Source organism: Desulfuromusa ferrireducens (assembly GCF_055389805.1).
Map to the genome: position 1 here is coordinate 492,545 of NZ_AP042415.1, position 19,579 is coordinate 512,123.

General features: G+C 53.5%; 15 protein-coding genes and 1 tRNA gene. 10 read left to right on the top strand and 6 right to left on the bottom strand.

Annotated elements, in window-relative coordinates; genetic code table 11:
* Positions 1 to 4: 4 nt before the first annotated feature.
* Entirely contained in the window at positions 5 to 1,306 is a 1,302-nt protein-coding gene (locus ACZ5PT_RS02205) for an adenylosuccinate synthase (protein WP_464265176.1), read from the bottom strand.
* A 57-nt stretch (positions 1,307 to 1,363) separates the two neighbouring features.
* Positions 1,364 to 2,650 carry an ATP phosphoribosyltransferase regulatory subunit gene (gene hisZ, locus ACZ5PT_RS02210; protein ID WP_464265177.1) on the bottom strand — a complete coding sequence of 429 codons (1,287 nt, stop codon included), beginning with the start codon at positions 2,648 to 2,650 and terminating at the stop codon, positions 1,364 to 1,366.
* 379 nt (positions 2,651 to 3,029) lie between these two features.
* On the opposite strand from hisZ, the gene ACZ5PT_RS02215 reads away from it, so the two are divergent.
* Both ACZ5PT_RS02215 and ACZ5PT_RS02220 read left to right on the top strand, forming a co-directional pair.
* Positions 3,030 to 3,509, top strand: a complete 480-nt coding sequence (locus ACZ5PT_RS02215) for a glycosyl hydrolase 108 family protein (RefSeq protein WP_464265178.1) — start codon at positions 3,030 to 3,032, stop codon at positions 3,507 to 3,509.
* On the top strand, positions 3,458 to 3,622 hold the full coding sequence (locus ACZ5PT_RS02220) for a putative peptidoglycan-binding domain-containing protein (RefSeq protein ID WP_464265179.1): 165 nt from the start codon (positions 3,458 to 3,460) through the stop codon (positions 3,620 to 3,622). The genes ACZ5PT_RS02215 and ACZ5PT_RS02220 overlap by 52 nt, the downstream gene beginning before the upstream one ends.
* A gap of 96 nt (positions 3,623 to 3,718) precedes the next feature.
* On the opposite strand, the gene ACZ5PT_RS02225 is transcribed toward ACZ5PT_RS02220, so the two are convergent.
* The gene (locus tag ACZ5PT_RS02225; protein ID WP_464265180.1) at positions 3,719 to 5,221 is read right to left on the bottom strand and encodes a leucyl aminopeptidase; all 1,503 of its coding nucleotides are present in this window, start codon (positions 5,219 to 5,221) and stop codon (positions 3,719 to 3,721) included.
* A gap of 212 nt (positions 5,222 to 5,433) precedes the next feature.
* Between ACZ5PT_RS02225 and ACZ5PT_RS02230 the strand changes: the two genes are divergently transcribed.
* Entirely contained in the window at positions 5,434 to 6,234 is an 801-nt protein-coding gene (locus ACZ5PT_RS02230; protein ID WP_464265181.1) for a carboxypeptidase-like regulatory domain-containing protein, read from the top strand.
* A 459-nt stretch (positions 6,235 to 6,693) separates the two neighbouring features.
* On the opposite strand, the gene ACZ5PT_RS02235 is transcribed toward ACZ5PT_RS02230, so the two are convergent.
* Positions 6,694 to 8,007, bottom strand: a complete 1,314-nt coding sequence (locus ACZ5PT_RS02235) for a hypothetical protein (RefSeq protein ID WP_464265182.1) — start codon at positions 8,005 to 8,007, stop codon at positions 6,694 to 6,696.
* A gap of 71 nt (positions 8,008 to 8,078) precedes the next feature.
* Positions 8,079 to 9,200 (bottom strand): tRNA 2-selenouridine(34) synthase MnmH, encoded by a 1,122-nt coding sequence (gene mnmH / locus ACZ5PT_RS02240; protein WP_464265183.1) that lies wholly within the window; start codon positions 9,198 to 9,200, stop codon positions 8,079 to 8,081.
* Between the two features lie 50 nt (positions 9,201 to 9,250).
* Here mnmH and ACZ5PT_RS02245 point away from each other — a divergent pair.
* The 5 genes from ACZ5PT_RS02245 (at position 9,251) to ACZ5PT_RS02265 (ending at position 15,043) form a co-directional block, all read left to right on the top strand.
* Positions 9,251 to 9,327: transfer RNA gene (locus ACZ5PT_RS02245), tRNA-Met, on the top strand.
* Between the two features lie 368 nt (positions 9,328 to 9,695).
* Entirely contained in the window at positions 9,696 to 11,129 is a 1,434-nt protein-coding gene (locus tag ACZ5PT_RS02250) for a nickel-dependent hydrogenase large subunit (protein ID WP_464265184.1), read from the top strand.
* Between the two features lie 13 nt (positions 11,130 to 11,142).
* The gene (locus ACZ5PT_RS02255; RefSeq protein WP_464265185.1) at positions 11,143 to 12,099 is read left to right on the top strand and encodes a hydrogenase small subunit; all 957 of its coding nucleotides are present in this window, start codon (positions 11,143 to 11,145) and stop codon (positions 12,097 to 12,099) included.
* Positions 12,096 to 13,715: a methyl-accepting chemotaxis protein gene (locus ACZ5PT_RS02260; protein ID WP_464265186.1), complete on the top strand. Its 1,620-nt coding sequence runs from the start codon at positions 12,096 to 12,098 to the stop codon at positions 13,713 to 13,715. Before ACZ5PT_RS02255 ends, ACZ5PT_RS02260 begins: the two co-directional genes overlap by 4 nt.
* A gap of 179 nt (positions 13,716 to 13,894) precedes the next feature.
* A complete protein-coding gene (locus tag ACZ5PT_RS02265) occupies positions 13,895 to 15,043 on the top strand; it encodes an SEL1-like repeat protein (protein WP_464265187.1) in 1,149 nt (382 codons plus the stop codon).
* A gap of 78 nt (positions 15,044 to 15,121) precedes the next feature.
* Here ACZ5PT_RS02265 and ACZ5PT_RS02270 read toward each other — a convergent pair whose 3' ends face one another.
* Positions 15,122 to 16,102, bottom strand: a complete 981-nt coding sequence (locus ACZ5PT_RS02270) for a chemotaxis protein (protein WP_464265188.1) — start codon at positions 16,100 to 16,102, stop codon at positions 15,122 to 15,124.
* A 212-nt stretch (positions 16,103 to 16,314) separates the two neighbouring features.
* Here ACZ5PT_RS02270 and ACZ5PT_RS02275 point away from each other — a divergent pair, with 212 nt between their 5' ends.
* Both ACZ5PT_RS02275 and ACZ5PT_RS02280 read left to right on the top strand, forming a co-directional pair.
* Entirely contained in the window at positions 16,315 to 17,412 is a 1,098-nt protein-coding gene (locus tag ACZ5PT_RS02275) for an SEL1-like repeat protein (RefSeq protein ID WP_464265189.1), read from the top strand.
* A 25-nt stretch (positions 17,413 to 17,437) separates the two neighbouring features.
* Complete coding sequence (locus ACZ5PT_RS02280; protein ID WP_464265190.1) at positions 17,438 to 19,375, top strand: zinc-ribbon domain-containing protein; 1,938 nt, start codon at positions 17,438 to 17,440, stop codon at positions 19,373 to 19,375.
* Positions 19,376 to 19,579 lie beyond the last annotated feature (204 nt).

Consider the following 19,579-nt stretch of genomic DNA (forward strand, 5'->3'; position numbering starts at 1 on the left):
TTTTTTAGCTTTTTTTCGAAAACGGACTAGTCCGCTGAATTGTTTCATTGCGTCGCGGCCCAACCGAAACCAGAACGACTGGGGTTTCGGTCCAGGCTTCGATCTTATCAACATAATCCCGCGCCTGTTGCGGCAAGTCATCGTAGCTAGTGAGTGAGTTGATATCCTGCTGCCAGCCGGCGACTTCCTCATAGACCGGGGTGCACTCCTTGAGCACATCGTAGTCCTGCGGAAATTCTTCGATCAGCTGCTCACCGTACTTGTAGGCGGTGCAGACCTTGATGGTCTCCAGTTCGTTAAGTACATCGAGCTTGGTCAGGGCAATGCCGGTCAGACCGTTGGTGCGCACAGCTTCGCGCAAAGCGACAACGTCGAGCCAACCACAGCGGCGTGGACGACCGGTGGTGGCACCAAACTCGTGGCCAGTGGCACGCAGCTGTTCACCCATTTCGTCATGTAACTCAGTCGGGAAAGGCCCTTCGCCAACGCGAGTGACATAAGCTTTAGAGATACCGATGACATCGGTGATCAGATGCGGACCGATACCGACGCCGGTACAGGCTCCGCCAGCGACAGTTGAGGAAGAGGTGACGTAGGGGTAGGTGCCGTGATCAATGTCCAGCAGACTGCCCTGTGCGCCTTCAAACAGCACATTTTCCCCGGCCTTGATGGCCTGGTCGACACTGGTCGAAGCACGCCCCAAGTAACAACGCAGCCTGTCGGCGTAGCCCAGATATTCCTCAACGATCTCATCTTCGGAGAATGGCTGCTCTCCCAGGTACTGCTCGAGATAGAAGTTCTTCTCCGGCAGAACCTCGCGCAGTTTGCGCTTGAAGGTTTCCGGCTTAAGCAGGTCGGCAAACCGAATGCCGCGCCGACCAACTTTATCCTCGTAAGTTGGTCCGATACCGCGACCGGTGGTGCCGATCTTCTTGCCGCCCGCCTTTATCTCGCGAGCGATATCGATTTTTTTATGATAGGGCATGATCAGGTTGACGGCACCGTCGACCATCAACTGGCGGTCATCCTTCAGGTAGCCTTTTTTCTTCAGACCTTCGATTTCTTCGAGAAAAACCTTCGGGTCGAGGACTACGCCGTTGCCGATCATGCAACGCTTGCCTTCATGCAAAATCCCCGAAGGGATCAAATGCAGGACGGTCTTCTCATCACCGACCACCAGTGTGTGCCCAGCATTGTTACCACCCTGAAAACGAACCACTGCCTGGGAATTCTCGGTGTAGATATCGACGATTTTCCCTTTGCCCTCGTCACCCCATTGGGCGCCGACGATAATTACGTTGGCCATATTATTTTATAACTCCTGTTTTTCCGGTCTGCAAAATGACCGGTTTCGTATGGATGATTAAAGCTCAAATCCGTCCCGATAGACCTGTTGCCAAGCAACCTGTCGGCTCTGTCCATCGGCCAGACAGATCAACTCGACATTTTCATCTTCGGCGGCAACCACCGCCAGGTATTTAAAATTCATCCGCTTGGCATATTCATGGGCCGCAGCCTGTTCCCGCGGAAGAATATCGCGGGCCACGGAATAACCCTGCTGGCGCAGCTTGTGCGCCAATTGCTGAGCTGGCCGAAGCTGCTCTCCAGCGGCAAAGACCAATAGGTCACTGCCCGGCACAACCCGCTTATCAAGAGACTTATCAAGGGCAAACAACAGCTGCAACAGGTCGAAGGTAAAACCGGTTGCCGGAGCAGAAAAACCGTACTGACCGATCAGATTATTGTAGCGTCCGCCACTGCAAACCGCGTGACCAACCCCGGGGAGAAAGCCCTGAAAGGTAATTCCAGTGTGATAATTAAGACCACGCAGTTCGCCGAGATCGACGGTGACGTGATCGAGCACACCATAGACTTCCAGCACATCCAGCACTTGGGCCAGATTCTCCAGCGCTTTTCGCGAGCGATCATTGCGGACCACTTGCTCGGCACGTTGCAACACTTCACGGCCACCGAACAGCCGCGGCAGAGCGAGAACCTCTTCGCGAGCGGCGTCATCAAGGTCGGCATCTTTAAGTAATGCCTGCAACTCAGAACTGTCTTTGCGCAGGATCGCGTCAGCGACCAGATCCGCCTGCCGCCCTTCAAGGGGCAGTCCGTCCATCACGCCACGGAAAAAATCGACCTGCCCGATATCGATAGTGAACCCTTCGGCGCCCACTGCGGTTAACGCCTCGACCGCCATGGCGATCATTTCGGCATCCGCTTCGGGACCATCAAGACCGATCAACTCGACGCCGGTCTGGAAGATATCGCGATCTTTACCCGCCTGCTGTTCAGTGTGCCGCAACACCCGCCCGCTGTAACTAAGCCGTAACGGTAAGGGACGCTCACGCATGCGGGTCGCGGCAATCCGAGCGATCTGCGGCGTCATGTCGGGAGGAAAAGCAACCAGACGACCGCTCTGGCGATCATCAAAGCGGAAAGCGCGATCACGCAAACCCTCCCCCAGCCCTCTTTCGAGGACATCAAGGAATTCGAGCTGCGGAGTGATCACCGGATGAAAACTCCAGGCGGAAAAAACCTGGCGTAGCTGCTGTTGGAGAAAATCGGCTTTGGCCGCCTTGAGCGGCAGGAAGTCCTTAACCCCCTTCGGCAGATCGGTTTCCAGCGGCAAATCGGAAGAACGCATTATTTTTGACTCCATCCCGTCGCAATTAACTTTCGACGGTGGTCGTTGGTGATTGATCAAGGACCCTTGTGACTTTTTCAGCGCGTAATACAACCCGCCGAACGCCGCAATTTAGCAACAGTTTGACCACGATGTCAAGGGAGCGGAAAGCTCTCGGGAACGAATAGTCCCGGCAAAAAAGCCTGTTCCGATCGAGGTCGTTCCCTTTGATAAATCAAGTCACCACTGCAGAGACAAGCTCCGGCTAAATAGACAACCTTTTCCCATACAAAACAGACCAATTTCTCAACCACAGCACATTTCGCGCTTGATTTTAATGAGCCCGATGATAAACACTTGAGATGGCGCTATAAGTTCCGACTCAAAGGAGGGAATTTAAATGGCAAACTTCGAGGCAGCATTTCAGATCACTCTCGGTCACGAGGGAGGCTACGGCTTCGATCCCGATGACGCTGGCGGCGAAACCTATAAGGGCGTTGCTCGTCGCTACCATCCCAGCTGGTCAGGTTGGAGCAGTATCGACCGAATCAAACAACAGTCCAGCAACCGCCGTCAATTGAACAGCTTACTGGGAAATGACCATAAGCTACAACAGCAGATTCAGGATTTTTACAAACATAATTACTGGGACAGGTTTCAGGGCGATGCGATTGCTTCGCAGGAGCTAGCCGAGGAGCTGTTCGACACCGGCGTCAATATGGGCGTACATCGTGCGGTACGTTTCCTTCAGGAAGGACTGAACCTGCTCAATCGCAATCAAAAAAGCTTTAAAGACATCCTCGAAGACGGTAAACAGGATCGGGAACCTTGGCCGCCCTCAATAAATATCTGGCCAAAGACCCACCTGAGCACCTGCTAAAAATTGTCAACATCCTGCAGGGGATGCACTATGTCGAGTATATGCGCAAGAGCCCAACTCAGGAAAAATACGCCCGGGGCTGGCTGAAGCGGGTCTGCATCGGAAGAGCTTAAATCACACAGCGCGATGAAACGGTCGCCTCACTTTATTTAAGATTGGATTGATTTCGTTGCCGGGTGAAGCAATGCGACACCCGGCAACGAGCCAACCTACTTTGCAGCACCACGCAGATACTCAATCAAAACCCGCACACCGAAACCAGTTCCCCCTTTCGGCCGACCCGCCTTGCCGCTCTCCTCCCACGCCATTCCAGCAATGTCCAAATGTGCCCAAGTATAATCATCGGCAAATTTTTGTAGAAATGCTGCGGCAGTCACGGTTCCTGCACCCCGGCCACCGGTATTTTTCACATCGGCAAAGTCACTCTTGATCTGTCCGGCATATTCCTCCCAGAGCGGTAACTGCCATAGCTTCTCGCCGCTGCGCTCTCCCGCCTTAAGCAACTGGCGGATCAATCCGTCGTGGTTACCAAGAACGGCCGCAGCATGATTGCCAAGAGTAACAATAACCGCTCCGGTCAGGGTCGCCACATCAACAACCACCCGAGGCTGATAACGTTCGACGTAGGTCAAGGCATCGGCCAGAATCAAACGCCCCTCAGCATCGGTATTAAGCACCTCAATCGTTTTGCCGGAAAGCGAGGTCAGGATATCGCCGGGACGGATAGCTGTTCCCGAGGGCATATTTTCAACCGCCGGGACCACCGCCAGCAGGTTGACCGGCAGCTTCAACCGGGCCGCCGCCAGCATGGTGCCAAGGACCGCTGCCGCGCCGCCCATATCCATTTTCATCTCATCCATTTTTTCCGACGGCTTCAATGAAATTCCGCCGGAATCAAACACAACGCCCTTCCCGACCAAGGCGATCGGCTTGGCATCCTCCGTGCCGCCGCGGTACTCAAGAACGATCAGATAAGGTTCCTGTACGCTGCCCTGGGCCACCGCGAGCATGGCTCCAAAGCCTTCCCTTTCCAATTGTTTACGGTCGAGCAATTTGGCCTTTAACCCGTCCCGTTCTGCCATGGCAACCGCCTGCATCGCCATATATCGCGGCGTCTTGAGATTCCCGGGATCATTGACCAGATCACGCGCAAAACAGACCCCAGCGACAATGCCTTCAGCATCATGCCGTGCCGATTCTGCCTCGGCAAGGTTCCCCTTGGCATCAATCAGCAAACCGACTTTATCCAGCAATGCCGGCTTGCCCGGGCGATCTTCAGAAAAGTAGCGATCATACCGATAATCGGCCAACAACGCTCCTTCGGCGACCGCTTGCACCCGCTCGGTCAAACTGCTTTTTTTCACCTCCAGTTGCGGCAGCGCCAGCAGAAAACTCCCCAGCTGTTTCTCCGCTAAAAACCGGGCAGCACTACTGGCTGCCTGTCGCAGACTGTTCAACCCGACCGACCGCTCTTTGCCGAGGCCATAGAGCAGAACCCGCTCCGCCGCTACTTTTTTACCGGTATGCAGCAGCAGCGTCTCCCCCGTACGGCCAGTAAACTCCTTGCTGCGCGTAGCCAAACTAAAAGCACCATCAACGCCGCTGTCAAGCTGTTGCAGCAGAGGGTCCTTTAGCTTGCCTTCAAAAACGCCCACTATCAAACAAGGGGTTTTCTGCTTTAACGCAGCCCCTTTTTTAATCGACAATTCCATGCTGACTTCCTTTCTTTCGACCGTCGAACGATGGGCAAAAACACCCCGCTAACAAGTCGATATCATAGATTCTTTTTTACATTCGGATTAAATAATACCACCCTCTTAGAGTTTTTTTGACAATTACCGTCAAGCAGATAGAATTGGTAAAGTTTCTATCTGCCGATGGCACAAGCAACCACCTTTTATAATACAAGCGATGGAGGACCGATATGCGCTACCTGTTCACCTGCCTGCTCCTTTTTTTGCTCGCAGCCTGCGGGCCGATGGCCAACCAAACCAGTTATGTTGACGGCAATGGACGCAGCGGTTTGACCGGAAAGGTCATCCTGAAAAAAGACGGCCAGCCGCTCAGCGGTGCTTACGTCAATGTCTACCCAAGCCACGCACCCAACTTGCTCGGCCCATCAACCTATATCTCCAGCCCAACCGGTGCTGACGGCAATTACAGTATCGATGTCCCCCCTGGCAACTATTACGTGGTGGCGCGCAAACGAACCTCGGGATTATCCACCGGGCCGATTTCTACCGGTGATTATTTTTCTGAGGATGCGCGGCTACTGACGGAGATCAAAGCCGGCAAGCTGAGTAAAATCGACCTGCCAATGATCAACATGGGGGCACCGATGTTTTTCAAGCAAGGGCTCGGAGCCGCAGTTACTGAAACCGGCATCCGCGGCATTTTGGTCGATGTCGATGGCCAACCGATGTCGGGCAGCTTTGCCATTGCCTACACCAACAGCGACATACAACGGCTGCCCGATTACGCTTCGGGGCTGACCAACGAAAAAGGCGAGTTCACCCTGTATCTGCCGCAAGGCGGCGAATATTATCTGGCAGCGCGGATGCACGCTTGGGACATGCCGCGCTCCGGTGAGCCTTACGGCAAATATGATGGTGAGGTGATTACGCCGATCAAGGTGCCGGACAAGGGGTTTGTTAAGGGAATCACGATGGTGATGAGTCCGTTTACTGGGGTTTACAAGGAGGGGATGAATAAGCGGCCGTTCTGATTTAATTGACAAAAAACAAACGACAGCGGGGATGGAATTTAATTCTGTCCCCGTTTTTTTTCAACCAAACCAAAGCAAAGTCTGGGTCGCGGGGTTGCGCCCCCGCCCGACACCTTACTCTTTTGCTGCGCGGCAAAAGAGTAAGCAGAAAAACGCGCCCCACTGGTTCCGCCCGCTGCGCGGGAACCTCCGTTACACAATCGATTTGGGGCCGCTCACATGCGCTGCGCTTAACCTCGCGGGAAACCTCCCAAATCGATCGCTCCACTGCGGCGAAACCAGAGGGGGGGGGGGGAAGACCAATCAACTTCACTCCCAATTACGCACCTACCCGAGGGCTGATCAAAAGTGCCCAGATGCAAGGCGCGCGCAGATTTCGGAGTGAGGCGTAGCGCAAGCTACGTCGCAGCGACGCAATCAAGAGCAACGCCGCAGATGGGTGCTTTTCATCAGCCCCCGTTAAATCCCGCTGGAGGTGAGCGAGTCGTTGATCGCCTGCTGCTTCATCTTCAAAGCAATCTGGCGGCGAATCCGGGTCGGAATTTCGACGTGCAGACACAGGGCCGGGGAACTTAATTTACACGCCTCAATCCGTTGTTTGGCGTTGGCCCCGGCACTCGGCAGCCAGCGGATATTTTCCGTCGGCAAAAAGCTGCGCTCCTCTCCGGATAGTAGACTGGAGACTTCTTCGCGCGGATCAAAACAGCGACCGATCAACTGCAAGCCACCCAACATGCCAAAATGATAGCCACGATGCGGTGCAGCGCAGAGCTGCAGGTAAATCTCTTCGGAGAGGTCACGAACCATCTGCAAGCCACTGCGCAAGCGACCATTCGGCTGCATGTGCACCACATCGCCCCGCAACTGCGTCTGCCCTAATTCATCCAACTGCGGAAAGGGCGGCAGGCCACCCATGCCGACCAGCACCCGCTCGTCCTCGGCATGGGTTCCGACATAACCGTGGACATCAACAATCAACTCCGGTAGCCGACCATCAAGCTGATGGATGTAACGACACAGCCCCTCCTCATGCTTATAACAATAAGGGTGACCACCAGCATCGACATAAGGATAGATGACATCAATATTACTCGGGTTAAGCGGCACGCCCCACTCTTTAAGCTTCTGCTGGTTACCGTCAGTCAGCGGCTCGCGACCGGAAAAACCGAGGTTAATCATCGCCGCTCGCCCTTTGCCATAGCGCAGAAAATAGAGCGCAACTTCCAGGGTGTGAGGATCGTAGGGACCGTGACTGACGGTTAACAAGGGCAATTTCGGATCGGCCTTATCCCCCTGCAACAACAGGGTTCCGCCAGCCTCATCAGCGAGAAATTTACAGCGGAAATCGGGCAAAAGCTGCGGGCAGGGTTGCCATTCGGTGTCATTTCGCGGCAGTTCGGCGAAAAACTTGTTCAACACTTGTTCGCGCCAAGCGGGGATGAAGCGGATGCAACGATCGGGAAGACGATAATAGACGTGATAGCGAGCGACATCCAGATAAACCCGGATGCCAAGTCGCAGCAGAAGCTGACGGTTATAATTATTCTGCGTGGTATGCAATAACCGTTCGGTCAACTCAATCAGCGGCGTATAGAATTCTGCCCGAGGGGGTGGATCCAGCAGCTCGACCCGTTTCAAGCCGCCGTAATCCTCTCGGGCGATTTCGACCTCAAGACGGTTCAGATGACGCTTAAAGGGCGCGGCATCATCAACCTTAAAGCGGTTGACGAACAACGGCGAGATGCTTGCGGACGCTTTGAACAGATCAGACATCGGATTATCCTCACATATTGTTCAAGGATAACCCCCTGTTGATTCCGGGACAAGGTGGCGGAAAAGAAATACTAGCCGGCGGCCATACGGTCAAGGGCGGCGGCAACCCGTTGCACCCCCGCGGTAAAAGGTTCCAGATCGATCTCAACCCGCTGCGGGGGAAGGGTATGCAGGTAGAGCGGATCGTAGTAGTGAACCATCAATTCATAGACCAGCTTTTCCCATTTCCCCGCATGCAACAAATCGAGCAGTTGGTTAACAACCTGATTGCCGAGCTTTTCCTTAAGCGCGCAGATCGGCCTTTCAAACTGCTCGCGCAAGCCATCAAGAGCGGGATAATCATCGAGGATGATGCGGGTTCGGAATTCCAGCGAAGCCGTCAGCCAGAGACTGGTCTGCACCTGCATCGCCTGATGAAACTTTTTCGGCACCATCAACCGGCCGATATGCAAACTTTCGCCTTCGGTGACCAGATAGGCTGACGATTCGAGCTGCTGCAGGCGATCCCAGAGCAAGGCTTCAAATTTCTTTTGCCCCGGTTGCGGTTGCAGACCGAGCGCGCCAAAGGCACTGCCACGATGGTTAGCCAGCCCCTCCAGATCAATGACCGGATAACTCTGTTCGTCCAGCCGCTGCAACACCTTGGTTTTGCCAACCCCGGTCAAACCGCGCAGAACATAGATCGGCGGCCAATGCTGGGTATCGAAATAGCTACAGACCAAACTGCGGAAGCCCTTATGCCCACCGACCAATTGCCGGGCATGAATACCGGCCAGATTCAAAAAACTGGTCATCGCCAATGAGCGCATCCCGCCACGCCAACAAAAAACGACAACCGGCCCCTTGTGCCCGCACCGGGCGGTTTCGATCTGCTCCAGTAGCGCCGGAATTCGCGGCGCCACCAGTTCGATACCGAGCTTGCGGGCAACCCCTTTCCCTTCTTGCTTATAAAGAGTACCAATCCGGACCCGCTCCTCGTCACTGAAAATCGGTACATTGACAGCACCGGGAATGGTCGCTTCGGCAAACTCAGCCGGGGTGCGCACATCCACCAGCAGTGCGCCAGTGCGGCGCATCTCCAGAGCCCTATCAAGTTCAATCGTCGCTTGAATCAAATCTATATCCTTACCGGTAAATGAGATTGCAGACGATGTTTCTACACCATCATGACCAGCAACACAACCAATCGACAAAATAACTGTTGACCTTCTGATTCTTTTCCGTTAGTGTCCGGCTTCGTTGTCGCGGGATGGAGCAGTCTGGTAGCTCGTCGGGCTCATAACCCGAAGGTCGGAGGTTCAAATCCTTCTCCCGCAACCAATAAAAATCAAAGGAGTTCACTTTTTAAGTGAACTCCTTTTTTTTATTCACTCTCCCTGGCCCATCAATAGAACATCGTCCTACCCGAATACTTCAACACCTAAATAATCAACAGAAAAATTAAAAAAAAGCAATAAACTACTTTACATCATCAGGAAATTAGATTAGATTTTCTAATGATCAAGGATAAATAATCTGTCGTCAGCAATCCACAAACCATAATCAGAGATAATTATTATTGATACCGCGCCGTATTATGGGCGGCTTTTTAATTCCGAAAAAGAGGAAATGCACCAAATGGACAAAGAAAAACCAACATGAACTCCACGTTCCACCAATAAAATCATCCTAGCAATAGGGAGGGATATATGAGCCGAACAGTTGTCGTTGATCCTGTCACCCGCATTGAGGGTCACCAGGAAATCATAACGACGGTTGAGAACAATGTGGTCACCGAGGCAAAGGTACGTGGCACCATGGCGCGCGGTTTTGAGAATTTCCTGGTCGGCCGACGCTGGATGGATGCAACCATCGCCGTATCACGGGTTTGTGGCGTCTGCTGGCATGTCCACGCCGAGACCGCCAACAAGGCTTTTGAAAAAGCCACCTCGATAACACCGACCGCCAACGGACGGTTGATGCGCGAACTGACCGTCGCCACGCACCTGGTGTCCGATCACATCCTGCATACCTACTTCCTGACTGGCCCCGACTGGTTCAATGTTATCAAAGCCGCCGATTACAGCGGCAATAACAAAAAGGTCCAAGGCGTCATCAAGGCGGTCAAGTCGAATACCTTCGGCCTAGTCAACAGTTACCCGGGCGGCAAATACATCGAAGACAGTGCGACCTGCCAGGCCCTGCTGGCGCACTACCTGGACGCTCTGGGTGTTATTCAGAAGGTCCACCGCTCGATTGCCGTTTGCGGCAGCAAGGCCCCCCATCCGCATTCGATTACTCCGGCCGGGGTGACCACGGATATCACCCCGGAGAAACTCAGCCAGCTTGCAGCAACCTTGCAAGAGGCAAGAGCTTTTGTCGAGAACACGCTGCTGGGCGATGCTATCGCCATCGCCAAATTTTTCCCGGAACATTTCGAGTTCGGCAACGGTGGTGACAACTTCATGGCCAATCCAAGCTGTTTCTACCCCGATGGCTCCTCCATGTTTCGTGGTGGTGTGGTCATAAACGGAAAACATCAACAGTTTTCGCAAGCAAAGGTCAGCGAACAGGTCGACAAATCCTACTATGACCACAGTGGCGGTTACGACACCAATAAATCTGGCGCCTACACCTTTGTCAAGGCACCACGTTACGCTGGACAACCGCTGGAAGTTGGCCCGTTAGCCCGACTGATCGTCAACAAAGATCAGCGCTTTGCCGATATCGTCTCCAGCCTCGGCGGCCGACTCGGCTCATCAAACATGTGCCGGCTACTAGCCCGCGGCGTCGAGTGTCTGAACCTGCTGGAGTACAGTGAACAGATTATTGCCCACCTGGCGAAGCACTGCAGTGAACCCTTTATCAAGGCCTGGAATCCCAACGGCGATTTCAGCGGTGAAGGCTGGGGATATGGCCTGGCGGGTCGTGGAGCCCTGATGCACTACTACAAAATCGATAAGGGCGTCATCGTCAAGAGCGACCTGATCGTGCCTTCAACCTGGAACTTCTCCCCTTCGGGAGGGCCGGCTGAAGCGGCAATGAAAGGCTTACCAGCGGCCTATCAGGGAGTAGCAACCAACCTCGAAGTGATGCGGACAACCCACAGTTTCGATCCATGCATGGCATGTTCGATCCATTGACCAGGAGACGGGAATGCTGAACAGAAGAGAGTTTCTAAAAAGAGCAAGTGTACTACTGGCAGCTCTGGCAATCCCTGTCGAACAGGTCGAGGCCTTCCTCAATCTGCCGGCGAGTCAGAAACCGAAAGTCGCCTGGTTACAAAATCAGGATTGTACCGGTTGCAGCACCAGCTTTTTGAATGCCGGTGACCTGCTGCAGTTTATCACTGAACTGGTTAATGTGGTCGCCCATCCAAACCTCTCCTTCGCCTCCGGCGCAGAGTATCATCACATCTGGGAGACGGTAGTAGATGAAGGGGGCCATGTCATCGTCGCCGAAGGTGCAATCCCGCTGGGCAATCTACAAACCTCTCATTCGTTCGGTAAAACCGCTGCCGAATTCGGCAAGCAGGCCTTTGAATCTGCTGGTCTGATCCTCTGCGCCGGGACCTGTGCCAGCTTCGGTGGTATATCTGCTGCCGCCGGAAACAGTACCGGGGCGGTGTCGATTCCAAAATTTTTGAAAGAATACTGCCGCTGGAGCGACGAAAAGATCGCCAGTAAAGTTATCACCCTGCCGGGCTGCTCGGTTCATCCGATTGAGATCGTCGGTACGGTCCTGGATGTCGCCCTGACAGGCAAGGTTCCGGAGCGGAACAAACAGCTTTCACCACTGCGTTTCTATGATCACCTGATTCACGATCTCTGCCCATTACGTGGTTACTATGAGAAAAAGGAGTTTGCCTCCTATCCTGGTGACGAAGGCTGCCTGTTCGAGGTCGGCTGCAAAGGGACGGTCACCCATCGCCAGATCTGTCCAAGTCGCAAGTGGAACGACGGAGCCAACTGGTGCGTCGAGGCGCGTTTCGGCTGCAAGGGATGTGCACACCCTGGCTTCTTTGCCAAGGTCGATGACGCGATGTTCACGGCACCGGAAAATATGCAGTATATCGACTGGCGAACCCTGATGAATAAAGGGGGGCAATCATGAAACATCTCATGCATAAAACCAGTTTCCGGCTCACTGTTTTTGTCATCATTGCCATGCTGATCGCAAGTATTCCAGGCTTTTTCGGCTGGGAATACAGTTCACGCAAGTTGGTCGAACCGGCCATTGAAACCATGCTTGGTGAGCAGACCGGTACCATTGTCCGCAGCCTGGGCGTACCCTTGACAAGCGGCAACATGCGGCTGTTTCAGGATCAGTTGGAAATGGCCGCGGGTGAGATCGTCCGCAAGGTCGAGCTGATTGATGCCGAAGATGGCATAGTCCATTACTCAAGCAGCGGTGAAGAACCCAAGCAGTCGCTTGATAACGACTTGATCCATGACCTGGCCCAACAGCGTACGTCACACTTTGTCCGCTTACAGGGCGATGTCCATGAGGAATTTATCGGTATCCCGGTCGTCTCTTCCTGCCTGCGTTGCCATGATGGGATTGTCGCCAAAGATCATGCGGGCAAGGTTGGCTCAATGGCCGCTTACTTCAAGATTTCCGCCGATTATTCGAGCGTTTTACAGATGCAGCAGAGCAAAATCAACTACCTGCTCTATGCCCTGGTAGCCGTCTGTTTTTTGATCGTACTGGTTATCATTTTTATCCGCTATGCACTCACCAAACCGACCAGTCGCCTACAACAGCGCCTGGGCGAGATCGTCTCGGGCGAAGGTGACCTGACCAAACGACTGCCGGTTAACCAGAGTGAGCTTGGTGAAATCAGTTCGCTGCTGAATCAATTGATGCAGAAAATTGCCGACATCCTCGTGCCAATCAAATCTTTAGCCAGCGATCTGGACGTTTCGGCCAACGATCTTTCGCAGGCTGCAACACAGACAGAACAGACCGTTCATGATCTGAGTGCCGGAGCAGACGGCACTGCCATGGCAGCCGCACAACTCAGCAGCTCCGTGGAATCGGTGGTCGATGCCAACAATCGGGTGGTCTCACAGGCACAAGAAGCGACCCAGTTAGCCGAACAGGGGCTGAGCAGAGTGACTGAGATCGTTAGCGATATGGACGCTATTTACGAAAAAACTCAGATATTTACTGGCCAGATGAGCTCGCTGGAAAGAAGTTCAGCTGAGATCGGTAAAATTCTTAAAACCATTGAGGAGATAGCGTTCCAGACCAACTTGCTGGCATTGAATGCCGCCGTGGAAGCAGCAAGAGCAGGTTCTGCTGGCAAGGGTTTTGCTGTCGTTGCCGAGGAAGTACGTAACCTGGCCGCACGATCGGCTAAAGCAGCAGAAGAGATCGGTGGCATGATCGAATCGGTACAAGCAGATACCAAAAATGCCATCGAACAGTCGTCAGCCAATGCTGAAGGAGTACAGACCGGCGCCATGTCAGTGCAGGAAATCGGCACATCGATGAGTGATATCGTCAGAGCAATATCCGGAGTTTCTACAAATATCAACAGCATTGCCGACACAACCAAGCAACAGTCTACTACTTCTGCGGTGGTCGCAGGCCACGCCGATTCGGTAAAATTGTCGACTGCCGACATTGGCAACACCTCGGTACGTGTGGCAGAGAACTCAAAACTAATTTACCAGCACATTCGCAGTCTGCAGGATTTGCTTGGTCGATTTAAGACGGAAGACTGATCACAAAGAATTATTATCTTATGGCCTAAACGACGGCCCTCCTACAAACGGGAGTCCTGCTGCTCAGCAGGGCTCCCGTTTTCATTTCTCCAGTCGGGACATTTGCACCCCTCGATTAAATCTGTTAAATTGCTTGCCGATTCACCTTAATGAGTAATGAATTCCCTTGAGGAGCCACCATGACGAGTTCAGCCTTTATCGTTGAAGGCCGTTACCGCTTGGCTGCAGAGCAGGGCAAAGCGGACGCCCAATATAATTACGGACGGATGTGCGAGCAAGGCGAAGGCGCCCCTCAGGACTGTAGCGAAGCGGCCGACTGGTATCAGCGCGCTGCCATGCAAGGGCATGTCAATGCGCAGTTGGCGCTCGGCTACCTTTACGAACAGGGAAATGGCGTGGCGCAGGATGATAGCAAAGCAGTCTACTGGTACCGTAAAGCAGCAGAACAGGGTGATGCTAATGCACAATACAATCTGGGGGTGATGCTTGCCTTCGGTCAAGGCATCGAAGCTGATGAAAAAGAGGCCTTGCAATACTGTCACTTAGCGGCAAAACAGAATCATGTTGATGCCCAATACACTCTGGGTTTGATGTACGCCAACGGTGAAGGCACCGAGCAGAACTATGAACAATCGATCCAGTGGTATCGATTGGCGGCCCAGCAGAACTACTCCGATGCACAATACAACTTGGGGGTGATGTACGCCTTCGGCCAGGGGGTCGAGCGCGACAGCTCGCAAGCGTTCAAATGGTGCCGGATGGCCGCCGAGCAGGGACATGTTGATGCCCAACACAATCTCGGCTTTATGTACGCCAAGGGCGAAGGGGTCGAAACCGATTACTATGAGGCTCTCAAATGGTATCGTTTGGCGGCCGAGCAGGGAGATTCTGACGCCCAATACAACTTAGGCAGCTTCTACGTGCACAATGACAACATCCCGCAGGATTATTCGGAGGCTCAGCACTGGTGGACCTTGGCCGCAGAACAGGGAAATGCGGCCGCCCAATATAACCTGGGAGTGATGTATGTTTTCGGCTACGGGGTTGAAAAATGCGACGCCGAAGCTGTCAAATGGTGGAGCAAGGCGGTAGAGCAGGGCTATACTGACGCCCAGTACAACCTTGGCGGCATGTACGCCTTGGGGCGCGGAATCCCCAAAGACTACGTCAAAGCCTCAGTCTGGTTACGCTTGCCAGCGGATAAAGGCCACAGTGACGCACAAAAAGCGCTAAAATCGCTAGAAAACAAAATGACCCCAACCCAGATCGAGCAAGCCCGCCACGACGCCGAAAAGGTCTGCAAACGGTTAGAAAAAAATATCGGCTGATAAAAATACAAAAAAACGCCGGTGCAAAATTCCCACCGGCGCCGTTCATTTTCACGCTTTTTTTGCAAAAATCTAAATTTAGTCTTCTTTTCCCACCGTCCCGGCAATTCCCAGGTGTTCATCCATCATCTGCACTAAGTATGGAATCTGCGGTTTAGTTGCATAGCCATCGGCACCGACCGAATCACACTTAACTGCCATCTGTTCATTAATGAGCGAGGAGAACAGAATCACCTTGACCTCTTTAAGAATCGGATCATCTTTCACCCGTTTACAGAGAGTCAGGCCGTCCATCTTCGGCATCTCAATATCAGTAATCAGCAAATTGAGGTATTCCGAAATACCCTTCCCCTCATCTGCCGCTTGCTGCTTGACCGCCATGATTCGATGATAGCAATCCTCGCCATCAACAAAAACTTCGATGTCGGTATAACCAGCACCCTTTAGAACCCGTTCGATGCCAGCCCGGATCAGCGACGAATCCTCGGCCATCATCAACTTCATTCCCTGCCGCGAGTGCGGCACCTTCTCCTCCATTTGTTCGCTATGCAGCTCCGCTTCGTAATCAAGCGCCGCTTCGGGATCGAATTCGGAGACGATATGCTCAAGATCAACAATCAGTATTTCGCGACCCTCAATATTGATACTACCGGTAAAACGGGGGCGATATTGGTCGATAAAGGTAGCCATCGGCTGAACATCGCTCCAAGAGACCCGGTGGATCATATTGACCCCATCAACCTTAAAACCATTGACGCGATCATTAAATTCGCAGATCAGCACAACCCGACGCACATCACCCTCCAGATCTTTCTCCTTTTGCGCCATATGCGCCTTGAGATCGATCAAAGGAATGGTGCTCCCGCGCAACAGCAAGGTCCCGAGCATTCCGGTATCACTTCCTGGAATCACGGTAACTGCGGCCTCCTCGAAGGGAATAATCTCTTTTAGCTTATGGACATTAATCCCGAAAGACTGGGTTCCAAGATAAAATTCGATAATCTCCATCTCGTTGGTACCGGTTTCGAGGAGGATTTCCTGTTTTATGTGCTCCGCCATGCGACCATCCTTTCAGCTTCACGGAATAAACAATGGCATTTATTTGACCATTTTAACCAAGCAGAGTCAATGAGCAATTACCACTCCCTGTTTTTTCTCTCTGCCAACCGGAGTCCTTCTGGTGTATAGTCCTGGTTTAAACTATATTAAAGATCGTATATTGATATGAAAGTGATAGGATCCAACGAAAGCGCATCGGGAAGGGACAGCAAATGACGGGGATGGTGCAATCCCACTACCGCCTGGGGATGAGCTATTATCAGGGCAAGGGTGTGGAAAAATCATATGCCGAGGCGATGAAGTGGTTTCGACTCGCCGCGCAGGAAAAATACCCACAAGCAATCTTCATGCTTGGGCGCATGTATGCCAGCGGCAAAGGGATTGCGGAAAACCAGTCCGAAGCGGTCAAATATTACCGCCAGGCAGCCGAATTAGGTTATGCCAGAGCACAGAACATGCTCGGTCAAGCCCACATAAAAGGGCATGGTGTGCCGATTGATTTTGATGAAGCACTCAAGTGGTTCCGCTTGGCTGCCGAGCAGAAATTTTCCGACGGTCAATATAATCTTGGCCTGATGTACGCCAAAGGCCACGGCGTTCCAAAAGACTTTCTCGAAGCGCGGCGCTGGTGGGGACTGGCGGCAGAACAGGGAAACCCCAAAGTCCAATTTACCCTTGGCCACATGTACCTGGTCGGTAAAGGGGTGAAAAAAAACTACTCCAAGGCCAGACAATGGCTCAGGCAAGCGGCCGATCAAGGACTACCGACAGCCCAATTTCACTTAGGCCTGATGTACGCCAAGGGGACCGGCGTTCTGCAAAGCTATTCCGAAGCGCGCAAATGGCTGCAAAAGGCCGCTGAACAGAATTATCTGGAAGCAATTTATAGTCTCGGGAAGCTGTTCAGCTCTGGCAACGAGGAGGTTCACGATCCGACTTCGGCCGTTGTGTTGCTCAATCAAGCGGCGACCCGCGGCCACCACCGCGCCCAGGTCTCCCTCGCCCATCATTATGCAAAAGGCAACGGCACACCGCAAGATCTACAACTGGCCTATCACTGGTGGTTTGAGGCCGCCAAATCTGGAAATGCCGATGCCCAGTACAATCTCGGCGTTATGTATCTCAATGGCAAGGGGATCAAACGGGACGCCTTAGAGGGGAAAAAATGGCTGACCAAAGCCGCCGATCAAGGACACACCAAAGCCCAATACTGCCTCGGTATTATGTACTCAACGGGGACCGGGGTCCCGCAGGACATGGATGAGGCGCTACGCTGGAAAGAAGCCGCAGAATTCTGGGAATCGCTCTAATCTCAATTAAATACAGGGCCGACACATGCCGATTATTACCTGTCCGCATTGCGGCGCCAGGCGCAACACTCCCCAGGAAAAGCTACCGCTTCGTCCGACGGAAGCCCGGTGCCCGCAGTGCAGCCAATCCTTTAATTTCGATCCTGCGCCCTACCGGCAGATAACAACCACGGAAAAGCCCCCCCTGCAACAGCGCATTACCTGCCCCCACTGTGGGCTCCCGCGTGAGATCCCCAATAATCGCCGAGCAGATAAACGGGCCAGCGTCAACTGCCGCCGTTGTCGGCGCGCCTTCCGCCTTAAACATGGAGAAACAACTCCGCCTGCCGCGAACGTTGCTACAGTAAGACAACTGACCGGGGTCGGCAAACTGCTGACCGACAGTTGGGAGTCATTCTGCCAGCGGGGCTGGGGCGTGCTGTGTATCTACCTGTTCATCAGTCTGCTGATTCTCACCCCACTGCTGTTCGTTGCACTTTTTTTGCCACAGATGACAATGGACAATCGCTTACTCGCCTGGAGCGCCGTGGCAATTGGCACCGGCTACGCGATCCTCGGCAGCGGCTGGATGACGGCCAGCCTGTTTGCCCACATCTGCAATCAGGATTTCGGCGTCTTTGACTCGCTGCGACAGGGATGCCGCCAGCTGTGGAAATTTACCGGTTTCGCTTTGCTGCTCGGACTGATCGTCGCCGGCGGCTCCCTGCTCCTCATCGTTCCAGGGATCATCTTTAGCGTCTGGTTCTGCTTCAGTCTTTTTATCCTCACCGAAGAAGGGGGCGGTGGTTTACAGGCGTTGGGAAAAAGTCGGCAACTGGTCCGCGGCCATTGGTGGCAGGTTTTCACCCGGACCCTACTCCTGCTGCTGGGGACCTTGACGATTGCGGCCCTCACTGCCCGACTGCCGGTGATCGGGGCGTCTTTCAATTTTTCCTTTACACTCCTCCTCGTCCCCTTCTGTCTGTTTTACTATTTTCAGCTCTACAGGGATTTGCAGCGCTGCCAGCAGCAAGCCACGCCACCAAAGCCAACGACGCAGTGGCTTCCCTTGAGCACAGCACTGCTCGGCTGGATGCTGATCCCGGCGCTGTTGTTTTTTATCAATAACCAGCCGTTTCTGTCCCCGGCCGCGCTGACAAAACAAAGCTCGGAGATTATTTCCGGCATATTAGGCTCTGACCCGACTCACCTGCTCAACCAAGCAGAACAACCTCTGCCGCAACTCAGGCTGCCGCCCCCCGAGCCCCTGACGCTTACCGACTACGACCGGCTGCTCAGCACACAACAACGAGAAACTCCCCGGCAAGGAGTCAATATCGGTCCGGCAACCCTCTCGGCGGAACATTTCTGGAACGATGATCTAGAGCCGCATCTGTGGCTGAAGTTACATCTCACGGACCTGCCCAACCTGGCCCTGTCGCATCGTCGCTCGACCCGAATTCTGATCGACAACGTGCTGGACGGCGAAGCGCAGAACCGCTACGACAACCAGCACAGCTTCGAAAACTCGGCCTTTCATTGGATTGACATCATTCCCGAGCAAGCGCTTTCAGACGGCTACGGCGGCATTCGCAATGTTTACCTGAAGCAGGGAACCCGGCCGGAGCAGATCAGCAGCATCAGTGGTCAGCTGGTGCTGAACCTGCCGCTCGGCATCAAAACCCTGCACCTCAATCGAGGAGATATCGGCAAGACCCTACAGATCGCAGGCAAGTCCCTGACGCTGAAAACATTATCTGACGGCGGCATCGCCTTGAACTTTCAGGGCAGACTCTCAGAGCTGTTAAGCATCCGCGCCGTCAATCAGCAGGACGAACCGTTGCGCGAAGCGGGAGCCACCTGGCAACAAGAGGGCAACGCCATCAACTTCAAGCAGATGTTCAGTGGCAGCATCGAAACGGTCACCATCCTGGTCGCCAGCGATTCCGTAACCCGCAGCTATCCATTTGAAATTACCCGTTGAAACAATTAAGGACAGATTGGTCGAATGGGTCGGGTGCGCGTGAACAGTCTTGCCAAATAAGGCTTTTACATATCTAAAGGACTTTTGCCGGGTCACTGACGGTCAGATAATCCACCCATTTAATACGCGAAAGGCCCATAATCTGGTCATCATGGGCCTTTCTTGGAAGAGGGAATTTATTGCCCCCCCTGTGTCACCAGCCGA